At 72.7% G+C, this 20,662-nt stretch carries 19 protein-coding genes; 15 read left to right on the forward strand and 4 right to left on the reverse strand.

All coding sequences use genetic code 11. From position 1 onward, the window contains the following. The first annotated feature begins 5 nt into the window (after positions 1 to 5). The 5 genes from ABZ470_RS16975 to ABZ470_RS16995 are packed head-to-tail and all read left to right on the forward strand — an operon-like array spanning position 6 to position 5,300. A complete protein-coding gene (locus ABZ470_RS16975) occupies positions 6 to 1,034 on the forward strand; it encodes a hypothetical protein (RefSeq protein ID WP_362778970.1) in 1,029 nt (342 codons plus the stop codon). 3 nt (positions 1,035 to 1,037) lie between these two features. Next, a complete protein-coding gene (locus tag ABZ470_RS16980; RefSeq protein WP_362778972.1) occupies positions 1,038 to 1,778 on the forward strand; it encodes a class I SAM-dependent methyltransferase in 741 nt (246 codons plus the stop codon). A gap of 11 nt (positions 1,779 to 1,789) precedes the next feature. Next, the gene (locus ABZ470_RS16985) at positions 1,790 to 3,010 is read left to right on the forward strand and encodes an MFS transporter (protein WP_362911972.1); all 1,221 of its coding nucleotides are present in this window, start codon (positions 1,790 to 1,792) and stop codon (positions 3,008 to 3,010) included. Beyond that, on the forward strand, positions 3,007 to 4,137 hold the full coding sequence (locus ABZ470_RS16990) for a hypothetical protein (RefSeq protein WP_362911974.1): 1,131 nt from the start codon (positions 3,007 to 3,009) through the stop codon (positions 4,135 to 4,137). Before ABZ470_RS16985 ends, ABZ470_RS16990 begins: the two co-directional genes overlap by 4 nt. Further along, complete coding sequence (locus tag ABZ470_RS16995) at positions 4,134 to 5,300, forward strand: hypothetical protein (protein WP_362911976.1); 1,167 nt, start codon at positions 4,134 to 4,136, stop codon at positions 5,298 to 5,300. Before ABZ470_RS16990 ends, ABZ470_RS16995 begins: the two co-directional genes overlap by 4 nt. Here the strand turns inward: ABZ470_RS16995 and ABZ470_RS17000 are convergent. Together ABZ470_RS17000 and ABZ470_RS17005 are read right to left on the reverse strand one after the other, a co-directional pair. Next, positions 5,270 to 6,502: a hypothetical protein gene (locus ABZ470_RS17000; RefSeq protein ID WP_362911978.1), complete on the reverse strand. Its 1,233-nt coding sequence runs from the start codon at positions 6,500 to 6,502 to the stop codon at positions 5,270 to 5,272. The two genes, ABZ470_RS16995 and ABZ470_RS17000, sit on opposite strands and share 31 nt — an antisense overlap. Then, complete coding sequence (locus ABZ470_RS17005) at positions 6,499 to 7,095, reverse strand: DUF2087 domain-containing protein (RefSeq protein ID WP_352013433.1); 597 nt, start codon at positions 7,093 to 7,095, stop codon at positions 6,499 to 6,501. The genes ABZ470_RS17000 and ABZ470_RS17005 overlap by 4 nt, the downstream gene beginning before the upstream one ends. A gap of 82 nt (positions 7,096 to 7,177) precedes the next feature. On the opposite strand from ABZ470_RS17005, the gene ABZ470_RS17010 reads away from it, so the two are divergent. The 5 genes from ABZ470_RS17010 (at position 7,178) to ABZ470_RS17030 (ending at position 11,762) form a co-directional block, all read left to right on the forward strand. Continuing rightward, complete coding sequence (locus tag ABZ470_RS17010) at positions 7,178 to 8,161, forward strand: aldo/keto reductase family protein (RefSeq protein WP_362911980.1); 984 nt, start codon at positions 7,178 to 7,180, stop codon at positions 8,159 to 8,161. Between the two features lie 162 nt (positions 8,162 to 8,323). Further along, positions 8,324 to 8,665: a TetR family transcriptional regulator gene (locus ABZ470_RS17015; RefSeq protein ID WP_362911982.1), complete on the forward strand. Its 342-nt coding sequence runs from the start codon at positions 8,324 to 8,326 to the stop codon at positions 8,663 to 8,665. 33 nt (positions 8,666 to 8,698) lie between these two features. Next, the gene (locus ABZ470_RS17020) at positions 8,699 to 9,232 is read left to right on the forward strand and encodes a PadR family transcriptional regulator (RefSeq protein ID WP_362911984.1); all 534 of its coding nucleotides are present in this window, start codon (positions 8,699 to 8,701) and stop codon (positions 9,230 to 9,232) included. Beyond that, positions 9,229 to 9,969 carry an ABC transporter ATP-binding protein gene (locus ABZ470_RS17025; RefSeq protein ID WP_352013437.1) on the forward strand — a complete coding sequence of 247 codons (741 nt, stop codon included), beginning with the start codon at positions 9,229 to 9,231 and terminating at the stop codon, positions 9,967 to 9,969. Before ABZ470_RS17020 ends, ABZ470_RS17025 begins: the two co-directional genes overlap by 4 nt. A gap of 26 nt (positions 9,970 to 9,995) precedes the next feature. Continuing rightward, positions 9,996 to 11,762 (forward strand): FtsX-like permease family protein, encoded by a 1,767-nt coding sequence (locus tag ABZ470_RS17030; RefSeq protein ID WP_362911986.1) that lies wholly within the window; start codon positions 9,996 to 9,998, stop codon positions 11,760 to 11,762. A gap of 13 nt (positions 11,763 to 11,775) precedes the next feature. Here the strand turns inward: ABZ470_RS17030 and ABZ470_RS17035 are convergent, their stop codons facing one another. After that, complete coding sequence (locus ABZ470_RS17035) at positions 11,776 to 12,633, reverse strand: SDR family oxidoreductase (protein WP_362778990.1); 858 nt, start codon at positions 12,631 to 12,633, stop codon at positions 11,776 to 11,778. Positions 12,634 to 12,718: 85 nt separating this feature from the next. Here ABZ470_RS17035 and ABZ470_RS17040 point away from each other — a divergent pair, with 85 nt between their 5' ends. The 5 genes from ABZ470_RS17040 to ABZ470_RS17060 all read left to right on the forward strand — a co-directional run bounded on the left by ABZ470_RS17040 (position 12,719) and on the right by ABZ470_RS17060 (position 19,446). Beyond that, on the forward strand, positions 12,719 to 13,504 hold the full coding sequence (locus ABZ470_RS17040) for a helix-turn-helix transcriptional regulator (protein ID WP_362911988.1): 786 nt from the start codon (positions 12,719 to 12,721) through the stop codon (positions 13,502 to 13,504). Positions 13,505 to 13,569: 65 nt separating this feature from the next. Then, positions 13,570 to 14,097 (forward strand): PadR family transcriptional regulator, encoded by a 528-nt coding sequence (locus tag ABZ470_RS17045; protein ID WP_352013441.1) that lies wholly within the window; start codon positions 13,570 to 13,572, stop codon positions 14,095 to 14,097. Further along, entirely contained in the window at positions 14,094 to 14,810 is a 717-nt protein-coding gene (locus ABZ470_RS17050) for an ABC transporter ATP-binding protein (RefSeq protein ID WP_362911990.1), read from the forward strand. Before ABZ470_RS17045 ends, ABZ470_RS17050 begins: the two co-directional genes overlap by 4 nt. Further along, a complete protein-coding gene (locus ABZ470_RS17055; protein WP_362911992.1) occupies positions 14,807 to 17,101 on the forward strand; it encodes an FtsX-like permease family protein in 2,295 nt (764 codons plus the stop codon). The genes ABZ470_RS17050 and ABZ470_RS17055 overlap by 4 nt, the downstream gene beginning before the upstream one ends. Continuing rightward, complete coding sequence (locus ABZ470_RS17060) at positions 17,098 to 19,446, forward strand: penicillin acylase family protein (protein ID WP_362911994.1); 2,349 nt, start codon at positions 17,098 to 17,100, stop codon at positions 19,444 to 19,446. The genes ABZ470_RS17055 and ABZ470_RS17060 overlap by 4 nt, the downstream gene beginning before the upstream one ends. On the opposite strand, the gene ABZ470_RS17065 is transcribed toward ABZ470_RS17060, so the two are convergent. Continuing rightward, a complete protein-coding gene (locus tag ABZ470_RS17065) occupies positions 19,406 to 20,635 on the reverse strand; it encodes an erythromycin esterase family protein (protein ID WP_362911996.1) in 1,230 nt (409 codons plus the stop codon). The genes ABZ470_RS17060 and ABZ470_RS17065 overlap by 41 nt on opposite strands. Positions 20,636 to 20,662: the final 27 nt, after the last annotated feature.

Raw genomic sequence — 20,662 nt, forward strand, 5'->3', positions numbered from 1 at the left:
GACCGATGCCAGACGTCATTGATTTCGCGGTACGCCCGCGGTTCAGCGACCGCGCGTCCCTGACCGTCGACGACGGCGTGGTGCGCATCGAGGACGGCACGTACCGCGCCGAGTTCCCGGCGCGCACCGCCGAAACCCCGGACCTTACGCGGCTGGCGCACGGCGTGCCGCCGCAGCAGCTGCTGTCCGAGGTGGGCGGCTGGCTCGGATGCGGCGAACGTGAGGCGCGCGCGGCCGTCCAGCGGCTGTTCAGCACCGGCCTGCTGGTCGACCCCGACGCCGCCCGGCAGGAGCACGTGCCCGGGACGTACGTGGCGTGCAGGCTGCTCGACGTGTTCCGCCGCCGGTTCCCGGCCGCGGTCCGCGACGCGCCCCTGCTGCGCGCCCTGGCCGAGGGCCCGAACCCGGGGCTCGCGCTCGGATTCCTCGTGGAGACCTACTTCGTCGTGCGGAGCGCCCGCTGGTCCAGCGAGCCGGTGTTCCGGCACGACATGACCGGCGCCCAGCGCGCGGCGCTGGAGGATTTCCGCGACTCGGAGTCCGGTCACGGCGAGCTGCTGCTGAGCGGCTTCGCATTCGCCGGTCTCGACGTCGACGTCCTGCGCCGGGCTCCGGAGGCCGTCGAGACGATGGCCTACAGCCACGCCTACGGCGCCTTCGCCTGGCAGGGCGTGGCGCAGTTCGCGGCCGCGCTCGTCCTGCCCGAGGTTCCGGCGCCGCGGTCCGGCGGGACGCGGTCGGGCGACGACGTGCTGGACCTGCTCGCCCGTGACCACGGCGTGCCGGACCGCCTGATCAAGGTGTTCCGCGCGCACGAGGACGACGACGTCGAGGGCGACCACGCCGGGCTGCCCGCGTTGCTGCTGTCGGAGGAGCGTCACCTCACACCGGCCGTCGTTGAGCATCTGTTCGTCATCCTGCGGCAGATGATCGACCTGTACCGGGGGCATCTCGACGCGGTGCACCGGCGGTACGCGCGGTGGACACCCGACGCGGCGGCGGCACGGCTGCCCGACAACGCGTTCCGGATCTGAGCCATGACGACGACGAGCTTCTACGATGGCCTCCTCGGGACCGTGTACGCCAACGCCATCGCCGACCAACGCTTTGTCGAGGACGACGTGTTCACCCAACTGGTCGCCGGCGCCGACGGCCCGGCCCTGGAGCTGGGCAGCGGCACCGGACGCCTGATGCTGCGCCTGCTCGCCGCCGGGCACGACGTCGAGGGGCTGGAGATCTCCGACGAGATGACCGACGTGTGCGTCACCGAGGCGGGCCGCCTCGGGCTGCGCCCGGTGGTGCATCGCGGCAGCTTCGCGCCGCTCGACGCGTCGCTGCGCGGGTACGCGGTGATCTTCTGCCCGCTCAACGCGTTCAGCTTCATCGTGGACGACGCCCTCGCCATGACCGCGGTGCGCAGCTACGCCGCCGCGCTCAAGCCCGGCGGCGTCCTCGCGCTCGCCGGTTCGGCCGGTGAGGACGCGCTGCGCGACGGCACCGGCTGGATCCGGCGCCCCGACGTGCCGGTCGCCGAGGCCACACTCGCGCAGGTCGAGGAGCGACGGACGCCCGACGCCGACGGCCGGTGCCTGCGGATCGAACGGGTCATCCGGATCGTCGGCCCCGACGGAACCGTACGGCGGACACAACACGGGACACAGCTGCGGCGGTTGCGCCCGATCGCCGCGCTCGCCGAGATGTTCGCGGACGCGGGGCTCGACACGCTGCACGCCCACGGCACCGACGCCGACTACATTCTCACCGGCCGCAAGGGATGAACCACACCACCATGTCCACCGATGTCACTCAGGTCCGCCGAGGGGCCGCCGCTGTCTTCCTCGTCGCGGTGTTCGTCTCGGCCGTCGGCGACGAGATCGCCGCCATCGCGGTCATGTTCCACCTCGCCGAGACCGGGCGGTCCTTCCTCGTCGCCGCGCTGCTGGTGCTGCAACTGGTGCCCGCCGTACTGCTCGCGCCGCTGGCCGGCCAGCTGCTCGACCGGCGTGACGCCGGGCGGATGCTCGCCCTGGTGTCCGGGATTCAGGCCGTCGTCGTGCTGGCCATGAGCGCCTGGCCGAACACGGCCGTCCTGCTCGGTGGCTCGACGCTGGTCGGCCTGTGCGCGGCCGTTTCCACCCCGGCGGCGATCGTGCTGATCCCGCTGCTGGCCGGCGAGGCCTTCCCGACCCGGGCGAACGGGCTGCTGGAGGTCAGCCGCTCGGCGTCCACGCTCGCCGGGCCGGTCGTCGGTGGTGTGCTGGTGGCGAGCATCGGGCTCCGTCCGGCGCTGCTGGTCGACGCCGTGTCCTTCGCCCTCGCCGCGGCCGCGATCGTGCTCATCAAGGTGCGCCGCCCGGTCGACGACGACGGCCGGGTGTGGTGGACGGGCGCGACCGACGGCATCAGGTTCCTGGCCCGCCAGAGCGACCTGCGCACCATCCTGCCCATCGTGGTCATCACCGTTTCGGCCAGCTCGATGGTCAACGTGGCGCTGGTGTTCCTCGTCAAGGGCCCCCTGCACTCGGGCGCCACGGCCCTGGGTGTGCTGACCGCGGCGTGGGGCGTCGGCGCCCTGGTCGGCGCGGCCCTCGGGTCCCGTCGCGAGTTCCGGACTCCCGAACGTGTCGTGCTGGTCGGCGCCGCCGCCATGGGCGTGGCGATCCTCGCGTACGGACTCGTCAACGCCGTCGTGCTCGCGGTCGTCGCGGCGCTCGCGGCGGGCGCGGCCAACGCCTACCAGAACATGGGCATGCGTACGGCGGTGCAGATCCGCACCCCGAACGAGCTGCTGGGCCGCGCGCACGCCGCGGCGGGTTCTATCGTCAACTCGTTCTTCCTGGTCGGTTTCGTGCTCGGCGGCGTCTTCGCCGCGGGCAACCCCCGCGCCACGTTCATCGTCTCCGGCGTGGTCACGGTCGCGGCGGCCGCCGTCGGCCTCGTGCTCATGGCCGCCCGGCGCGCGACCGTGCCGCAGGACGGCGCCGCCGCGCTCCCGGGAGATCTCAATTGATCTCCTCCTCGCGCCGTGGCGACGTCGGCGCCGCGGTGCGCGTGGTCCCCGACAGCCCGTACAGCGCGATCTGCGTGGTGGTAGCCCGCGGTTACCTCGACGACCCGGTGTCCGGTGCGGGCCTCGCCCACCTCTTCGAACACGTGTGGTTCGCGCACGAGCTCGATGCGCCGACCGTCGAGTGGGGGGAGACCCGTGAGCACGCCGTCGTGCTGCACCACGTGTGCCCGCCGGAGGAGGTTCCGGCGGTCGTCTCCGCCCTGGCGCAACGGCTGTTGCACTGCCGCGCCGCACTGCCCGACGCGATGGCGCCGCGCGTCGCGGCCTCGCTGAGGCTCATCGCGCTGGAGCGGCGCACCGGACGGGAACGGCGGGTCTTCGGGTTTCCGCGCCGCGACATCGCCCGGGCGTTGCGCGGCGACCCCGGCTTCGATCCTGTCGCCGTCGACACCGACGGCCTGCGGTTCGACGACATCACCTCCTTCCTGACCGGGCGCCGCCTCGCCGTGTGCGTCGCGGGACCGCAGGCGTCGCCCCTGCCGTCGCCCGAGGACCTGCTGGCCGCCTTCGTCGTACCGCCTGACCAGGACGGAACGGTGTCGGCGCCGGCGCCGGCACTGGCCGGCGGCTGGACCGCCGCCACCGACGACGTCGAGGCGAGCGCCACCGCCTGGCTTCTTCCGCCCACCGTGGACGTCGCGGCGGCGGCCTGGCTCGCCATCGGCCTGATCGAGCGATGCCCGCCACCGGCCGGACTGCGATGGGTGTCGGGACGGGTCGTCTCCCCGTTCGGCGCGGCGGCGGTGCGCGGCGGCCACCTGTTCGCGGTAGCCGCCGGCCTGGCGGACGGACCCGCTCCGGATCTCGTCCACGATCACCTGCTCCCGTTGCTGCGCGGCGACCTGGCACAGTTCGACGCGGTGCGCGCCACCACCGACGCGACCCGGATCGAGGCCGCCGACCAGGCCGCCATCGACGCGATCGACCTGATCGGCCCGGCGACCGGTCACGACGCGGTACGGCACGCGGTCCGCGAGGCGTCCACGGACACGATGCGGGACTTCGCCGAGCTGCTCGCCGAAAGCCCGCACGCGGACTTCCGCGCGCGCGCCGGGTCGCGGCGGTGACGGCCTGGGAGCGCCGCGACGGCGACCGCAGCGTGCGGTACGTGCACACCGGCGACCCGCAGCCACGCCTGCACCTGCGCGCAGACGGCCCCCCACCGGACGAGCCCGTGGTCCAGCTCGTCCACGACGCGCTGACCCTCCCACGGGTCTGGGCCTTCGGCGCCCGCCTCGGTGAGGCCGCCCCGCTCGTCGATCACGGCCGTGTCATCGGCGTGGACGTGACGATGCCGAAGCTCGACCCGGCATGTGTCTGGGAACAGGCGGCGCGCCTGCACGACGTCGTGCGGGCGGCCCCGGTGTTCGACGAGCGGGCCGGGCGTGCGCTGGAGCGGGCCGCCGCAGCGTTCGTCGAAACGTCGCACCGCCTCGCCACCTTGGCCACGCTCTTCGCCCGGCCGGGAAACCCCGACCGGATCCACGCCGGGCGGCTCGTCGCCGACGTCGTGCGCGCCGCCCGGCGGCTGCTTGAGGAGCCCGCGGAGGTTGTGCCGGTCGGCGTGGCCGTCACCGCGGCGCTCGGGCCGGGCACCCTGGCGTCGGGCGAGGACCCGGCGCTCGGCCTGCACCGGCCCCGCAGGCCACCGGCGTGGCTTGAGGTCGGTTCACCACGCGCGGATCTGGCCTATCTGCAGGTCCGGCGTGCGATTCCGCCGGTCCGCACGGTACGGGAGCTCGCCGCGACCCTCATCGCCAACCAGGCGGCGTTCGGGCCGTACCACTCGGAGCTCGACGACGTCATACGGTCCCGTGCGGCGGTGAGCTACCTGTGGGACTGCGTGACGGACCTCACCCGCGGCGAGTTCGTCATGCTCGCCGCACCGGACGCGGCGACGGCCGACCGCGTGGTGTCACTGATTCACGCGGCGCACGCGGACGCGGCGCGTTCCTCGGCACGCCCGGTCGAGGACGCCAGGCGCATCGTACGGACCCAGGTGCTGCGCCGTCTCGCGTCGACGAACTCCCTGCTGCTCGCGCACGGAGAGGCGCAACGTTCCGGCCTGCCGGTGGATCTGTGGACGGCCCTGTCGGCGGCGCTGCGGGATGTGACCTTCACTGAGGTGGATGCGGCGGTGCCCGGCGTGTACGCCGAGCCGCTCGCCACCACCCTGGTCGTGCCGGTGCGGCCGGACGTTCAGCAGGCGTCCACCGCCCCGGCGGCGTAGGCGACGTCGAGCACCGCGACCACGTCGGCCGGCAGCCCGTCCTTCCCCCGCCACGCGTCGAGGCTCAGGGCCGCGCCCACGGCCAGGTCGCCCAGCGCGGTGAGCAGGGAAACCAACGGCTGTCGCGGCGGGATGCGGAACGAGCGGCCGTTGACCGCCACGATCACCGTTCTCTGGTCCGCGGCGTCGGTCGCCCAGGAGACGGGTGTACGCTGCGCCGCGCGCACGCCCGTCGCGCGCCGCCAGTCGGGCGGTGTGCGCTGAGGGAGGTCGGGGAGGATCTCGAAGTTGGCCGTGCTGTGCCGCGTCAGGCCCCACTGGTGCACGGCGGAGGTGGCGGCCGCGGCGGCGGCGTGCCCGAACGTCAGCGCTTCCGCGGCCAGTTCGTGTTCCGTGGTGCTCCATCGCGGTGTCGGCGCGCCGAGCCCGGCGCGGGCGAAGGCGCCGGCCCACACCGGCCCCATGTCGCGGAAGTTGTGCGTCGCGAGATGCAGGCTCAGCGACGGCCGTCCGTCGGACTCGCCGCAGTGCCAGTAGGACGCCGGCCAGTAGAGCACGTCGCCCGGTACGCCGGTCAGCCGCAGCGGCGGCGTGCCGACGGCCTCGGGCCCGATGCCGAGCGCGACGTACTCGTGCTCCGGGTCGCAACCGTCCGGCGCGTGGCCGACGAGCGTCTCGAACGGCCACAGCAACATCGTCTTGACGCCTTCGGCCACGTACAGGAAGACGTCGGCGGTGTCCTTGTGGATGCGGGTCGGCCCCGACGCGTACGAGCCGGCGACGATGAAACAGTCCGAGACGCCCGCGGGAAGTCCGCGCTCGGTGCCGCGCAGCCGGACGAACACGTCACGGGCGAACCGGTACAGGCCGGTGGAGTGCGACTGTGCCGAGTTGGCCACCACGCTCCAGCCGACGTTCAACGACTGTGACACCCGTCGCGCGTAGGGGCCGAACTCGGACTCGCCGGGACCGGGGAGGCAGTCGCCGAGCTCCGCCGCCACCCGCGGCACGGTGAAGACCTTGACGTCGTCGGGCCGGCGGTGGGTCCCGGCGCGCACGGCGGTGCCGATGCCGCGCAGGATGCCGTAGGTGTCGACCGCGTCGATGCCGTCGAGGCCACGCAGGACGCACGGGTCGTGCCCCCAGCCCGGTGGTAGCCGATCGAAGTCGAAGACCGGGACGGAGGCGGTGCGCCCGGTCACAACGCCCTGGCCGGCGCCGCGGCGGGGCGCCGGTACTCCGCCGATCCGGACCGCTCGACGAGGCCGAGATCCGCCAGCAGCCGCCGCAGCCGCGCGACGTCGTCGCCCGCGTGGGAGAGGATCGCGTTGACCTCGCCCTCGGTCAGGGTCTGGTCCTCGGGCAGGAGGCCGGCGAGGACCCTGGCGATCACATCGAGGTCTTCGGAGCGCTTCGGCAGGTCGACGATGCGGCCGTGGGCGAGGTAGCGGCGCAGCGGCGACTCCGGTGGGATCGCCTGGCACAGCGCGGTCATCTCCACCACCGAGTCGCCGACCCGCCCCAGCGAGGCGATGTCGGCGATCAGCGCGTCACCCTCGCGACGCAGCACGCCGGCCTCGACCAGCCGCATCACGTCGCGGGACAGGCTCCTGACGTCCAGCTCCAGAGCGCGGGCCAGCTCCGCCAGCCGCACCGCACCGGACTCCTTGTTCATCGTCACGACCGTGTTGACGATGGCCAACCGCCGGTCGTTGGACAACGCCAGCAGAATTTCAGAGGCGTCACTGAGGATGGCGGAAGTGGCGCGGGACCCCGATTTCGCTGCGGCAGACATGGGTCGACAGTTTACCAGTTGCCGAATATCTTTCAACGAAAGATGATTCATAAATGGTTAACCTCAGCGGGCGGTCGTCGGCGTGAAATTCCGGCGGCTTGGGCGCAGCGGCCTCGTGGTCAGTGAAATCGCCTACGGCAACTTCCTCACCCATGGCTCACAGGTCGATGAGGAAACGGCGATCGCCTGCGTGCGCGCCGCGCTGGACGTCGGCGTCACCACCTTCGACACCGCCGACGCGTATGCCGGCGGACGTGCGGAAACGGTGCTGGGACGGGCCTTGGCCGGTGAACGTCGTGAAGGACTCGAAATATTCACCAAGGTCTACTTCCCGACCGGGCGCGGCGCCAACGACAGAGGCCTGAGCCGTAAACACATCATCACGTCGGTCGAACGGTCGCTGCGCCGTCTGCGAACGGATCACATCGACCTCTACCAGGCGCACCGTTTCGACCACCACACTCCATTACGGGAGACCATGAAGGCGTTCGCCGATGTGGTTCGGTCCGGCAAAGCACTATATATAGGCGTATCCGAATGGACGGCCGATCAGATCCGGGCCGCGCATGTCCACGCCCGCGAACTCGGTGTGCCGCTGGTGGCCAACCAGCCCGAGTACTCGGCGCTGTGGCGGGTCGTCGAGGCCGAGGTCCTGCCGGTCTGCCGCGAGCTCGGTATGGGGCAGGTGGTCTGGTCGCCGATCGCCCAGGGCGTGCTGACCGGCAAGTACGCACCCGGTGGCGTGGCTCCCCACGGAAGCCGGGCGTCCGACCACACCGGTGGCGGCGCCCTGAACATCCAGGGCTACCTGCGCGACGACGTCCTGGAGCGGGTGCGGTTGCTTCGCCCGCTCGCGCGCGAGGCCGGGCTCACCATGGCGCAGCTGGCGGTGGCGTGGGTGCTGCGCAACCGCGACGTCGCCGCCGCGATCGTCGGCGCATCCCGTCCCGACCAGCTCATCGAGAACGCGGCGGCGTCCGGCGTCACCCTGGACTCCGGCCTCGTCGCCCGGATGGACGCCGTGCTCGCCCCGGTCACCACCGTCCACCTCGACCGTCGCCCCTGAGGACACGGGGCTCCGGTAAGAGGCCGCCAGACAGTTGGTCGTGGTTCCGGGGCCGCGGAGATCCGCGCCCGGCGCGGGCAGGCCCACGGGGCCGAGTCCTCGCTCGACGGATAGTTTTGGATCGGGTTCATCTATGGACGCGGTCCATGTGCCCTGTCCGCTGTGATCGCAGAGGAGAAACGAGCCCGGCGCAGGGCCCACATCGCGGACGCGGCGATGCGGCTGTTCGCCGAGCGGGGGTTCGACGAGGTAACCGTCAACGAGGCCGCCGAGGCGGCCGGGGTCGTCAAGGCGACGCTGTTCGACTACTTCCCGACCAAGGAGTCCCTGGTCCTGCGCGCACTCGACGACGACCTCGCCCGGGTCGTCACCGACGGCACGCCGGAACGGCTCTCACTCGCCGCCGAACTCGCCGTTCCCCACCATGGCCGCCCGCTACGCGAACCCCTGACGGTGCCCGCACGCCCCGCCCGTGCAGGGGCTTTTGACATCTTCTATAGGTAACCGCTATCTATTTGCCAACCGTCAGGGGGTGGAGTGCAGGACGCGGTGCTGGCGATGCTCGCCAAGGAACCATCACACGGGTACCACCTGCGTGCCCGGCTGCGGCAGTGTCTCGGCCCGCTGGGCGAGTCGATGAACTCCGGTCAGATCTACGTGACCCTGACCAGGCTGGAGAAGGCGGGACTCGTCGTCTGCGAGCGGGCGGCTGGGCTTCCCGAACGGCCCGAGCGCAAGGTCTACGCGCTGACACCGGCCGGGCAGCGGCGGGTGGCCGCCTGGCTGACCGAGGTGGGCTGGCCGAAACCCGACCTGGCGGAGTTCCACCTCAAGCTCGCCGCCGCCGCGGCGGCCCGGCTGGCCGACCCGGTCGAGCTGGTGGCGGCGCAGCGCCGCGAGTTGCTGCGCCGTCTGCGTGAGGTGCAACAGGCGACGCTGGCCGAACCGGCGGGATCGGGTGCCGGCCTGCTGCTGGAGGGGGTCGTGCTGCGGTTACGGGCCGACCTGCGCTGGCTGGACGCCTGCGAACGGGCCTGGTCCGGGGCCGATGACGAAGCCGAGGGTGGATGAACGTGTCAGACGTCGTGGTCCGGGCCCGTGGCCTGGTGAAGACCCACGGTCAGGGGCAGAGCCGGGTCCGCGCGGTGGACGAGGTCGACCTGGAGGTGCCCCAGGGGCAGACGCTCACGGTGATGGGGCCGAGCGGCTGTGGCAAGTCCACTCTTCTTCACCTGCTGGGAGGCCTGGAACGGCCCACCGGCGGAGAGGTGTGGGTGGCCGGGCGACGCGTCGACACGCTGAGCGAGCGAGCGCTGGCGCGCATGCGGCGCCGTTCTGTGGGGTTCGTCTTCCAGGCCTTCCACCTGGTGGAGGAGTTGTCCGCGGCCGAGAACGTGGAGCTGCCCGCGCTATTGGCCGGACGCTCACGCCGCCAGGCCAGGCGGTGCGCGAACCTGCTGCTGGAACGGGTCGGGCTCGCCGACCGCGCCCGGCACCTGCCGTCCCAGCTGTCGGGCGGGCAGCGTCAGCGGGTCGCCATCGCCCGCGCGCTGGCCAACGAGCCGTTGGTCGTCCTGGCCGACGAGCCGACCGGCAACCTCGACACCGCGGCGACCCTCGACGTGCTGAGAATCTTCGAGGAGCTGCGTTCCGCGGGACAGACCCTCGTGATCGTCACCCATGACGAACGGGTCGCGGCCACGGCGGACCGGCTGGTCTCGATGCGCGACGGGATGTTCGTCGACGACACCCGGCTGGCCGCCTCCCACCCGCGCGGACTCGGCGGGCTGATCGGACTGGGGGACTGAACGTCGTGGGCTCCGCCGTACTCGTCGTGCGTCTGGTGTTGGCCGACCTGCGCAGGCACAGGGTTCAGGCCGCGATGCTCCTGCTCGCGGTCACGGTGGCCACCGCCACGATGGCGCTTGGCCTGTCCCTGCGCGAGGTGAGCGACGCGCTGTACGAGCAGACCCGGGAGGCCAGCGCGGGACCGGACGTGGTGGCGCTCTCCGGTGAGACGGGCCCCGAGGTGACCTCGGCCCTGACCTCGTTGGCGGAGGCTCCGGAAGTCGTCGCCCACCACGGCCCCTACCGCATCGTCTACGCCGACCTCACCGTGCGCGGCTCCACGTCGTCCCCGGTGGTGGTGCACGGCTTCGCCGAGACCCCCGGGGCACTCGACCGGCCGCTGGTGACCTCGGGGCGGTGGGTACGCCCGGGCGGCACGGTCCTGGAACGCGGCTTCGCCACCGCGCTCGGCGTCGGCGTCGGCGACCGCGTCACCATCGCGGGCCGGCCGTACCCCGTTGTCGGGATCGCCGTGACCTCGGCCACCTCCATCTACCCCTGGGCCGCGCAGATCGGCCCGTACGGCGGCCCCAGCGACTACAGCGGCCTGGCCTGGATGACCCGCTCCGACGCCCGGGCGCTGGCGTCGTCCCACGATCTCCCGGTGACCCTGGCCCTGGACCTCAAACTTCGTGACCCCGCCGCGACCGAGGCCTTCCGCGACGCTCACTCCGTCTCCACCGCCAGGGTCAACTTCCACTCCTGGCAGTTCAAAGCCGAACAGGACATGGTGATCCTCAGGAACAGCCAGCCGATCCTGGTTTTCGGCGGCTGGCTGCTCAGCTTCCTGGCCGTCACCGGGGTGGCGGCGCTGGCCGCGGGACGCGCCGTCGAGCAGACACGCCGGGCGGGGCTGCTCAAGGCCGTCGGCGCCACCCCGGGACTGATCGCGACCGTCCTGCTCACCGAGTATCTGGTGCTGGCGCTGGCCGGTGACACGCTGGGGCTGGCGATCGCCCGCCTGACGGTGCCCGCCGTCGCCAGTCCCACCGCCAGCAGGATCGGCACCGCCGGGCTGACCGGCGGCACCGTCGCCACGGCGACGGTCCTCGCCGTGGTGGTGGCGGTGCTGTCCACGCTGGGCCCCACACTGCGGGCCATGCGCACGGCGACGGTCACGGCGCTGTCCGCCACCGCGCACCAGCCCCGCCGCCGCCCCTGGATCACCGCGTTGTCGGCGCTGCTGCCCACCCCGCTGCTGCTCGGGGTACGGCTGACCGCCCGCAGGCCTGGCCGTGCCGTGCTGCAGGCGTGCTCGACCGCCACCACGGTGATCGCGATCGTCGCCGTGCTGACCCTCAACGCCCAGCCGGAGAGGGGCTACGGCCTGGACGGCTCCTCCGTCCTGCCCAACCTGCGGGGCGAGCACGACCGCAGGCTGATGCTCCTCGTCACCACCCTGCTGATCACCCTCGCCGTCGTGAACACCATCACGTTCACTTGGACCACCGCCCTGGAGGCCCGGGCGAACATGGCCGTCGCACGCACACTCGGCGCCACCCCGGGGCAGATCTCCATGGGGTTGTCCGCCGCCCAGCTCCTGCCCGGCCTGCCCGGTGCCGTCGTCGGCGTTCCCCTGAGCATCGGCATGCTCTCCCTCTTCACCGCCAGGAACGCGGTGGAGACCCCCTTCCTCTGGATGGTGGGCGCCGCGCTCGCGACCCTCCTGGCGACGGCGGCGCTCACCGCGCTGCCCGCGCGCCTGGCGGCCCGCAGGCCCGTGGCGCCGACCCTCAGCGCCGAGACGGCGTGACCGGACCCCGGGTTCAGCCGGAGACGAAGGCGGCCCGGTGGTCGGCCGCCCAGGTGGCGAACGTGCGGGGCGCGCGGCCCAGCACCCGCTCGACGTCACCGGTGAGCCGGGCGTTGCCGCCCCGCGCCACCGTCCGGGAGCCGTCGACCGCGATGTCCGCGAACCCGGGATCCACTCCGGCGGCGATCAGGCTCTCGCGGTAGACCTCCAGCGGCACCTCGACCGTCTCGACGGTCCGCCCGAGCGTCTCGCCCAGTACCTTCGCCATGTCCGGGACGCTGAGCAGTTCCGGCCCGGTCAGTGTGAGGACGGCCCGTACGTGCTCCTCGGACGTCAGCGCCGTCACCGCCACCTCGGCCACGTCCCGCGGGTCGACGACCCCCTGCCTGCCGTCGCCCATCGTGTTCGGCACCGGCTGCCCCCGCAGGACCTGGGGAGCCCAGCCCAGGGCGTTGGAGGCGAAGCTCGACGGCCGCAGGATCGTCCAGTCCAGCTCACCCGAGCGCAGCGCCCGCTCCCCGGCCAGATGCCAGTCTCCTACCGTGACACCTTCGCGTTCCTCTCCCGTGCCGATGGCCGAGACCTTCACCACCTTCCGCACCCCCTCGGCCCGCGCCGCCGCGACCATCGCCTCGTCGTGCCGGGCGACCCACGGGCCGGGGGCGCTGAGCAGGAACAACGCGTCGGCACCGCGCGCCGCCCCGGCCAGTGACGCCGGATCGTCGAAATCCCCCCGGACGACCTCCACCCCTGGCGACTCCTCGACCTTCGCCGGTTCCCGCGTCATCGCCAGGACGCGTTCTCCCCGGCCCGCCAGCAACCGGACCACCTCACCGCCGACCGTGCCCGTGGCACCCGTGACAAGAATCATGCGCCAACCCTGGCGCCCCGCCCACCAGCCCTTATAGGAATTTTCGGCACGCCTGCCCGCCCTGCGCCCCGGCTAGCGTGAGGTGGTGAGCATCGAGGTCCCGATGGCCGTGCCGTACGGCCTGCGGTCGCTGGTCAGGGCGGTGAGCGCGCTGCGGGCGGGCGATTCCGTACGGGGAGGGCGGCTTCCGCTCGTGCACGTCCCCGAAACCGACACCTCCCTGGTCTTCCGGACGACCCCGGCGGGGCGCGGCGACCTGCTCGTGGTCGGCCCGCGTACCCGCGCCTCGTATCACGCGGGCAAGGACATCCCGTACGGCCTGCGGTTGCGGCTGCGTCCCGGTGCCGCCCGGCCGTTGCTCGGCGTCCCGGTGAGCGAGGTCGTGGACCGGGTGGTCGGCCTCGGGGAACTGTGGGGCGCCTCCGCCGACCGGCTGCAGGAGGCGCTGACGGAGGCGGCCGGTGACGACGGCCTCGTGCTCGGGCATCTGGAGGCGGCGCTGTCCGCCCGGGCACCGGGGGACGGGGCGCGGGGCGCGCTGGTCCGGGCCGCGGCCCGGGCGCTGCGCGGCCGCAGGGGTGGACGGCACGAACCGCTGCCCGTCATCGCCCGTCACCTCGCCGTCAGCGAACGGCACCTGCGCGACCTGTTCGCCGACGCGGTCGGCCTGTCACCCAAACACTTCGAACGCATCGAACGCCTCCGTGCGGCCCTCTCCCTGGCCTGTGCCGACGGTCCCCGCTGGGCCCGCCTGGCCGCGGCCACCGGTTACTACGACCAGTCCCACATGACGGCCGAGTTCCGTACGTTGATGGGCGTCACCCCGGCCGCCTTCTTCGAGGGCCGCCTCCCCGCCCTCCAGTCCTGCTGACCTGTCGACCCCGCCCGCGTTTCCTTATGCACCGCGTATATACCCCCGGTATATAGTCAGGCTCCATGACAGTCCCCCTGGCCCTCCTGGGCCTGCTGGATCGTGAGCCCAGCTACGGATACGACCTGAAACGCGCCTACGACACCTACTTCGGCAGGGGCAAGCCGTTGCCCTTCGGGCAGGTCTACTCGACGCTCGGCCGCCTGGCCAGGGACGGCAAGGTCACGGCCGGTCAGAGCGAGCCGGGTGACGGCCCCGACCGCAAGCGTTACGCGATCACCCCGCTCGGCAGCCAGGAGGTGGCGGTGTGGCTCGCCGAACCGGTGGCGGCCGAGCCGTTCCTGCAGACCGTCCTGTTCACGAAGGTCGTGCTGGCCCTGCTGCTCGGCCAGGACGCGCAGGGCTACCTCGACGCCCAGCGCGCCACGCACATGCGGCGCATGCGCGAACTGTCGGAGATCAAACGCGGTGACGCCCTCGTGGACACCCTGCTGGCCGACCACGCCCTGTTCCACCTTGAGGCCGACCTGCGCTGGATCGACGTGACCACGGCCCGGCTCGGCGCGCTGGCGGAAACGGTGCGCAACGCATGACCGCCGTCATCGACGCCGTTCCCGTTCCAGGCCCACTGCTCGAAGCCCGTTCCGTGGACCGTGCCCACGGCCGGACACCGGCGCTGCGCGCGGCGAGCCTGTCCGTGGCGGAGGGGGAGATCCTGGCGATCATGGGACCGAGCGGTTCTGGAAAATCCACCCTTCTACACTGCCTGGCGGGCATCCTCACCCCCGACACGGGAGAGGTCTGGTTCGACGGGCGGAGGCTGGACCTCCTCAACGACGCCAGACGTTCCGAGCTGCGCCGTACGGCGTTCGGCTTCGTCTTCCAGTTCGGCCAGCTCGTGCCGGAGCTCACGGTGGCCGACAACGTCGCGCTGCCGCTGCTGCTCGGCGGAACCCGGCGCAAACAGGCCTACCGGCGGGCGGGGGAGGCGCTGCTGCGGCTGAAACTGGACGACCTGGGGGAGCGGCGCACCGGTGAACTGTCCGGAGGGCAGGCACAACGGGTGGCGATCGCCAGGGCCCTGGTGACGCGGCCCAAGGTGATCTTCGCGGACGAGCCGACCGGCGCGCTCGACTCCCTCTCCGGCGAGCAGGTCATGGAACTGCTCGTCGGCCTGGCCCGTGAGGAGGGCGTGACCGTGATCGTGGTCACCCACGACGCCCGGGTCGCCGCCTGCGCGGACCGGGAGGTCGTGGTGCGCGACGGCAAGGTCACCGACCCCTACGCGAGCGAGGCCGTCCGATGACGTTCCTGCTCGGCCTGCGGCTGTCGCTGCGCGGCGGCGGGCAGGCCGCCGTCAGGCTGGCGCTCGTCACCGTCGCCGTCGCGATGGGGGTGACGGTGCTGCTGGGCACAGTGGCGCTGTTCAACGCCTTCAGGACCACCGCGAACCGCCCGTGCTGGGAGTGCACGACCGGCTCTGCGCCAGGCGGCTGGGCGCTGGGCGCCACCCCGGGCGCCGTGCTGTGGAACCACCGCCGGGACGTCTACGCGGGCCGCCCGATCAAACGGCTCGACGTCGCCGTCCTCGACCGGGGAACGGCCACGCCGACCGTGCCCGGCCTCACCGCCCTGCCCGCAGCCGGGCGGTACCACCTCTCACCCGCGCTCGCCGAACTGGTCGACGCCGTACCGCGCGAGCAGCTCGCCGACCGCTTCCCGGGCGCCCGAGCGGGCCTGATCGGACCGGCGGCGCTGTCCGGCCCCGACGACCTGGTCGTCGTCGTGGGCCGTACCCCGGCGGAACTGGCCGCCATGGCCGGAACCACGGCCGTCGACACCGTCGCCACCACCCCCGCCGACGACGAGACCACCGCCCTGTACGAGCACGGCTTCGGCATCGCCGCGGTCGGCCTGATCCTCCCGCTGCTCGTCCTCATCGGCACCGCCACCCGCCTGGCCGCGGCCCGTCGTGAGGCGCGTTTCGCGGCGATCAGGCTGGCGGGCGCCACCGCGCGGCAGATCAACGCGATCGCGTCGGCGGACGCGGCGCTCGGCGCGGCGGCGGGTGCGATCGCCGGCGTCCTTCTCTTCCAGGTGGTGCGGCCGGTCCTGGCGGGCGTCACGGTCACCGGTTCCCGTTTCTTCCCCGAAACGGTCGCGCCGACCGGGCCGCAGTACGCCGCCGTGCTCGTCGGTGTGCCGCTCGCCGCCGTCGGCGCCGCCCTGTGGTCGCTGCGCCGGGTGCGGATCACCCCGCTCGGTACGGCGCGCCGGGTGCGGGCCTCCGCCCCGGGATGGTGGCGGACGCTTCCGCTGCCGGCCGGGCTGGGGCTGTTCGCGGGCCCGGTGTTCGCCAAGGGCGGGGACCCGGACACGGTGCTCGTCGACGTGGGCCTGGCGCTGACCATGGTCGGCCTCGTGGTCGCCGGGCCGTGGCTGACGCTGCTGGCCGCGCGACTGACCGCCCGTGTCACCTCGGGAGCGGCGACACTGCTGGCCGCGCGACGACTGGCGGCCGACCCGAAGGGGGCCTTCCGGTCGGTGAACGGCATCGTGCTGGCTGTCTTCATCGGCACGGCCGTCGCCGGTGTCGTCCCCGCGGTCGTCTCCGGCCAGAAGGCGGCGGGAGGCGGCACGCTGAACGAGGTCATGCGGGCCTCCTTCGGGTACGGCGAGGCCGCCGACGGCCTGCCGCTGCCGCCGGACACGGCGGCCGGGCTGCTGGCCGGGATACGCGCCCAGCCCGGCGTCACCGTGCTGCCGGTCTACCGCAGGACCGACGCGCCGCCCGGACCGGACGGGCCGCCGCCGTGCGACCCGGGGCCCGGTTGCCGGCCCGACTTCCTGCTCGGGCACGTGGTCGGCTGCGACGCCCTGACCGCTTTCCCGGCGCTCGGCCGGTGCGCCCCCGGCGTCCGCGAGGTGAAGGCCGACTTCAACCGGCTGCTGACCGGCGACAACATGCTCGCCGTCGATCGTCACCTGCCGATCGTGGACACCGACAACCCCGACACCTCCGCCGCCTCCGCGGGCCTTCCCCTGGCGGCGGTACTGGTCCGCGTGGAGGACCCGGCCGTCCGTGAACGAGTCCGCACGCTGCTCACCCCGTACGTCGCCGCCTCCGGCAGTACCGAGACGCCGCAGACGTTCGCCGAGGTCGCCCAGGCCCGCGCGGTGCTGCTGGAACAGGCGGAACGCGCCGCGCTGGCCGTCGTCTCGCTGACCCTGCTGGTGGCGGGATGCGGTCTGCTGGTCTCGGTCGCGGGAGGGGTGGTCGAGCGCAGGCAGCCGTTCACCCTGCTGCGGCTGGGCGGCACGCCGACACGGACCCTGTCCAGGGTGGTGCTGCTGGAGACGGCGGCCCCCGTGGTACTGGCCGCCCTGGTGGCCGCCGCCGCGGGCCTCGGTGTGGCCAAGCCGTTGATCGACCGGCTGGCGATCAGGAACGTGTCGGTGGCGCTGCCGGGCCCCGCCTACTTCCTGACCGTCGGCGGCGGTCTGCTGGCCGCCCTGCTGGTGATCCTCGCCGGCCTGCCACTGCTCAAGCGTGTGACCGCGCCCGACAACGCCCACTTCGAACAGGACCCCCGATGATCATCACACGTGTCCGGCGGCTGGCCGTACCGCTCCTGGCAGCGCTGACCGGTGCGCTTCTCGTGGCGGTGCCCGCGCCGGTGCGGGCGGAGGAGGGCCGCTACTCCGCCGACATCAGGCGTACCGAGTACGGCATCCCGCACATCCAGGCGAATGACCACGGCGGTCTCGGCTACGGCCACGGCTACGCCTTCGCGCAGGACAACCTGTGCGTCATGGCCTCGTGGGTGCTCACCCTGCGCGGCGAACGCTCGCGGTACTTCGGCGCGGAGGCGATGTCCGACGACCCGATCGACCCGGTCTCCAACCTGGCCAGCGACGTGTACTACAAGGGGATCCAGGCGTCGGGCACGTTACGCCGGATACTCGCCCGGCCCGCGCCGCACGGCCCCGGAGCCGAGCTGCGCGCCCTCGTGGACGGTTACGTCGCCGGGTTCAACCGGTACCTGGGCGAGACGGGTGTGGACCGGCTGCCCGACCCCACCTGCCGGGGCAAGGAATGGGTCGGGCCCATCACGGCCACAGATGTCTGGACGAACCTGCTCGACCTCGCCCGGCTGGGCGGCGGCTCCTCGTTCAAGGAGGCCATCGCCGCCTCGGGACGGACGTCGGAGCAGGGAGAGGACCGGCCGGTCAGGAGAGGGCCGTCCGCCCCCGGCAGCAACGCCTACGCCATCGGGCGCGAGGCCACCCGTGACGGCGTCGGCATGCTGCTGGGCGACCCCCACTTCCCGTGGAACGGCAGCCGCCGTTTCTACCAGGTCCACCTGACCATCCCGGGTGTGCTCGACGTGTCGGGCGGCAGCCTGTACGGCACGCCCATGGTCCAGATCGGCCACAACGCCACCGTGGCCTGGACGCACACCGTCTCCCACGCCCAGCGGTTCACGCTGTACCGGCTCGAACTGGCTCCGGGCCTGCGCACCTCCTACCTGGTCGACGGGCGGCCGGAGCCGATGGGCAGGCAGGAGGTGTCGGTCACCGTCCGGGACGCCCGGGGCGGGACCCGCGCCGTCACCACCACCCTGTACACCTCCAGGTACGGCCCGGTGCTGGCCACCGGCTGGACCGGGAAGGAGGCTCTCGCCCTGGCCGACGTCAACGCCGCCAACCTGCGCTTCGCCGACGAGTGGCTGGCCATGGGCGCCGCCCGCGACCTCACCGAACTGCGCCGGGCACAGGACACCTACCAGGGCATGCCCTTCGTCTACACGCTCGCCGCCGACTCCAGGGGTGAGACGTACTTCGCCGACGCCTCGGTCGTGCCGCACGTCACCGACGAACAGGCCGAACGCTGTCGCGCCGGGGACGACCCCGAGGCGTTCGTCCTGGACGGCTCCACATCGGCGTGTCTGTGGGGCCGGGACGCGGACGCGATCGAACCGGGCGTCTTCGGCCCCGCCGCCCAGCCCAGGCTGACCCGCGCCGACTACGTGACCAACGCCAACGCCAGCCCCTGGCTGACCAATCCGAAGGCCCCGCTCACCGGCTATCCGCGCGTCTACGGTGACGTCCGTACCGAACGGGACCTGCGCACCCGGGTCGGCCTCGACATGGTCGCCCAGCGGCTTTCTGGCGGCGACGGGCTCGGCGCCCCCGGCTTCACGCTGGAGACCCTGCAGCGGACGGCCGTCGGCAAGCGCAACCTGAGCGCCGAACTGCTCCGCCCGGACCTGCGCGCACTGTGCCGGGTCAGGCCGGTGATGACCGCGAGCGACGGTGGGAAGGTCGACGTCCGCCGGGCCTGCGCCACGCTGGCGGCCTGGGACGGACGGGCCCGCCTCGACAGCCGTGGTGCCGTCCTGTGGCGTGAGTTCCTGCAGAACCTGAACCGCCCGCACAGACGGTCAGAGGCGGCTGACCCACGGAAGAGCTGGTGGAAGGTGCCGTTCGACCCCGCGCACCCGCTCACCACGCCACGCGGACTCGACGTCGCCGACCCGCTGGTGGCGACCGCGCTGGCCGACGCCGTACGGTTCTTCACCGCCAACGACCTCCCGCTGACGCTCACGCCGGGTCAGGCCCAGCGCTACGGCGCCGTCCCGGTGCCGGGCTGTACGGAGGGGGAGGGGTGCTTCGACCGGATTCGCACCGGCGGCCCGCTGGGTGAGCAAGGGCGTTACCCGGACGTGAACACCGGCTCCAGCTTCCTGATCGCCGTGGAGCTGACGCCGGCCGGGCCGCGCACCCGTACCGTGCTGACGTACTCGCTGTCGGCCAACCCGGCCTCGCCGCACCACACCGACCAGACCGAGCTGTTCTCCCGTGGCCTGTGGGTGACGGAACGGTTCACCGAGGCCGAGATCAGGGCGTGTCCGGAGCTGACGACGACGTCGTTGCGGTAGGTCCCAGGTCCCTGACGAACACGATCCCGTCGTTGTCCGCCAGATGGGCCGGATCCAGGGGGAAATAACCGAAATATGGGGACACGCGGGGGGTGAGCCGTGTGTCCCCGAGGGCGGAGACCAGGTCACGGGCGCCGACGACGGACCGCTCTTCGGAGAGCCCGTACAGCAGGCCCTCGACGGTCTCCGGAGGAGGGGTGCCCACCCCCCGGTGCCGGAGCGTGCCGAGAGCCGTCGCGAGGAAGGCGTACTCCTCTCCCAGGCGCGCGCTCACGAGGGCGCCCGCGCTCCACCACTCCAGGTTCAGGGCACCCAGTCGCATCGTGCTCCGCTCCCGCTGGAGATGACGGTTGTGGGCGTGGACCAGTACCGGCCCCCGTTCGGCGAGAGCGAGGAGGTTGGCGGCCATCATCGCGTCGCGCAGGCCGATCAGCCTCGTCATCCGGCCCGGCGAGGTGTCGGCCATCCAGGAGTGGTAGAGCAGCAGGCCGGTCGCGGTGCGCCCGTACAGACGCGCCCGCTCCCACTCCTCCCGCGATGACGTCGCGATCAGGTCCGGCGTCTGCGCGTCGAGCAGCGCGACCAGGTCGTCGGCGAGCAGCCGCAGCCGTACGGCCTCCTCGGACCGTCCGACCGAGTGGGACGGGTCCATCATCGCGGCGGGGTCGGTCCACCGTTCGTCGGCGCCGAGCAACCGGTCGAGGGTCTCCCCGGTGCAGGCGAGCAGGCAGGCGTCCACCCGGGCCGCGAGGTAGGTGTGGAGCGCGGTGAGGGCGGGCCGGGGGCTCGCGGCGCCACTGATCTCCAGCGGGCCGTCGAACCCGGCGAAACGCAGTCGTTCGGCGGCGGGCCTGTCTTCGTTGTGGGCGCGCATCCGGCGCACGAGTTCGCGGTTGGCCGGGGACGCGCCGAAGCCGTGGCTGAATCCGCGTTCCATGACCTCGTCGAGAGTGCCCGCGCCCCCGGTGACGTAGTCGTCGACGACCAGCCCCGCCAGGCAGTCGCTCTCGATCGCGATCGTCCGGTAACCCTCCTGTTCGACGAGCCGCTCGAAGAGGTCGTTGCGCAGATCGAGCAGGACATCCTCGCCGTGGGTCGGCTCCCCGAGGGCGAGCAGCCGTGGCGGGGAGGGGAACAGCCCCATGACGGACTCCACGGGACGCACGACGCCCCTGACATCAGCAACCATGCCTTAAACGGTATCGTTTATCACTAT

The organism is Streptosporangium sp. NPDC020072 (assembly GCF_040631445.1).
Taxonomy (GTDB): domain Bacteria; phylum Actinomycetota; class Actinomycetes; order Streptosporangiales; family Streptosporangiaceae; genus Streptosporangium.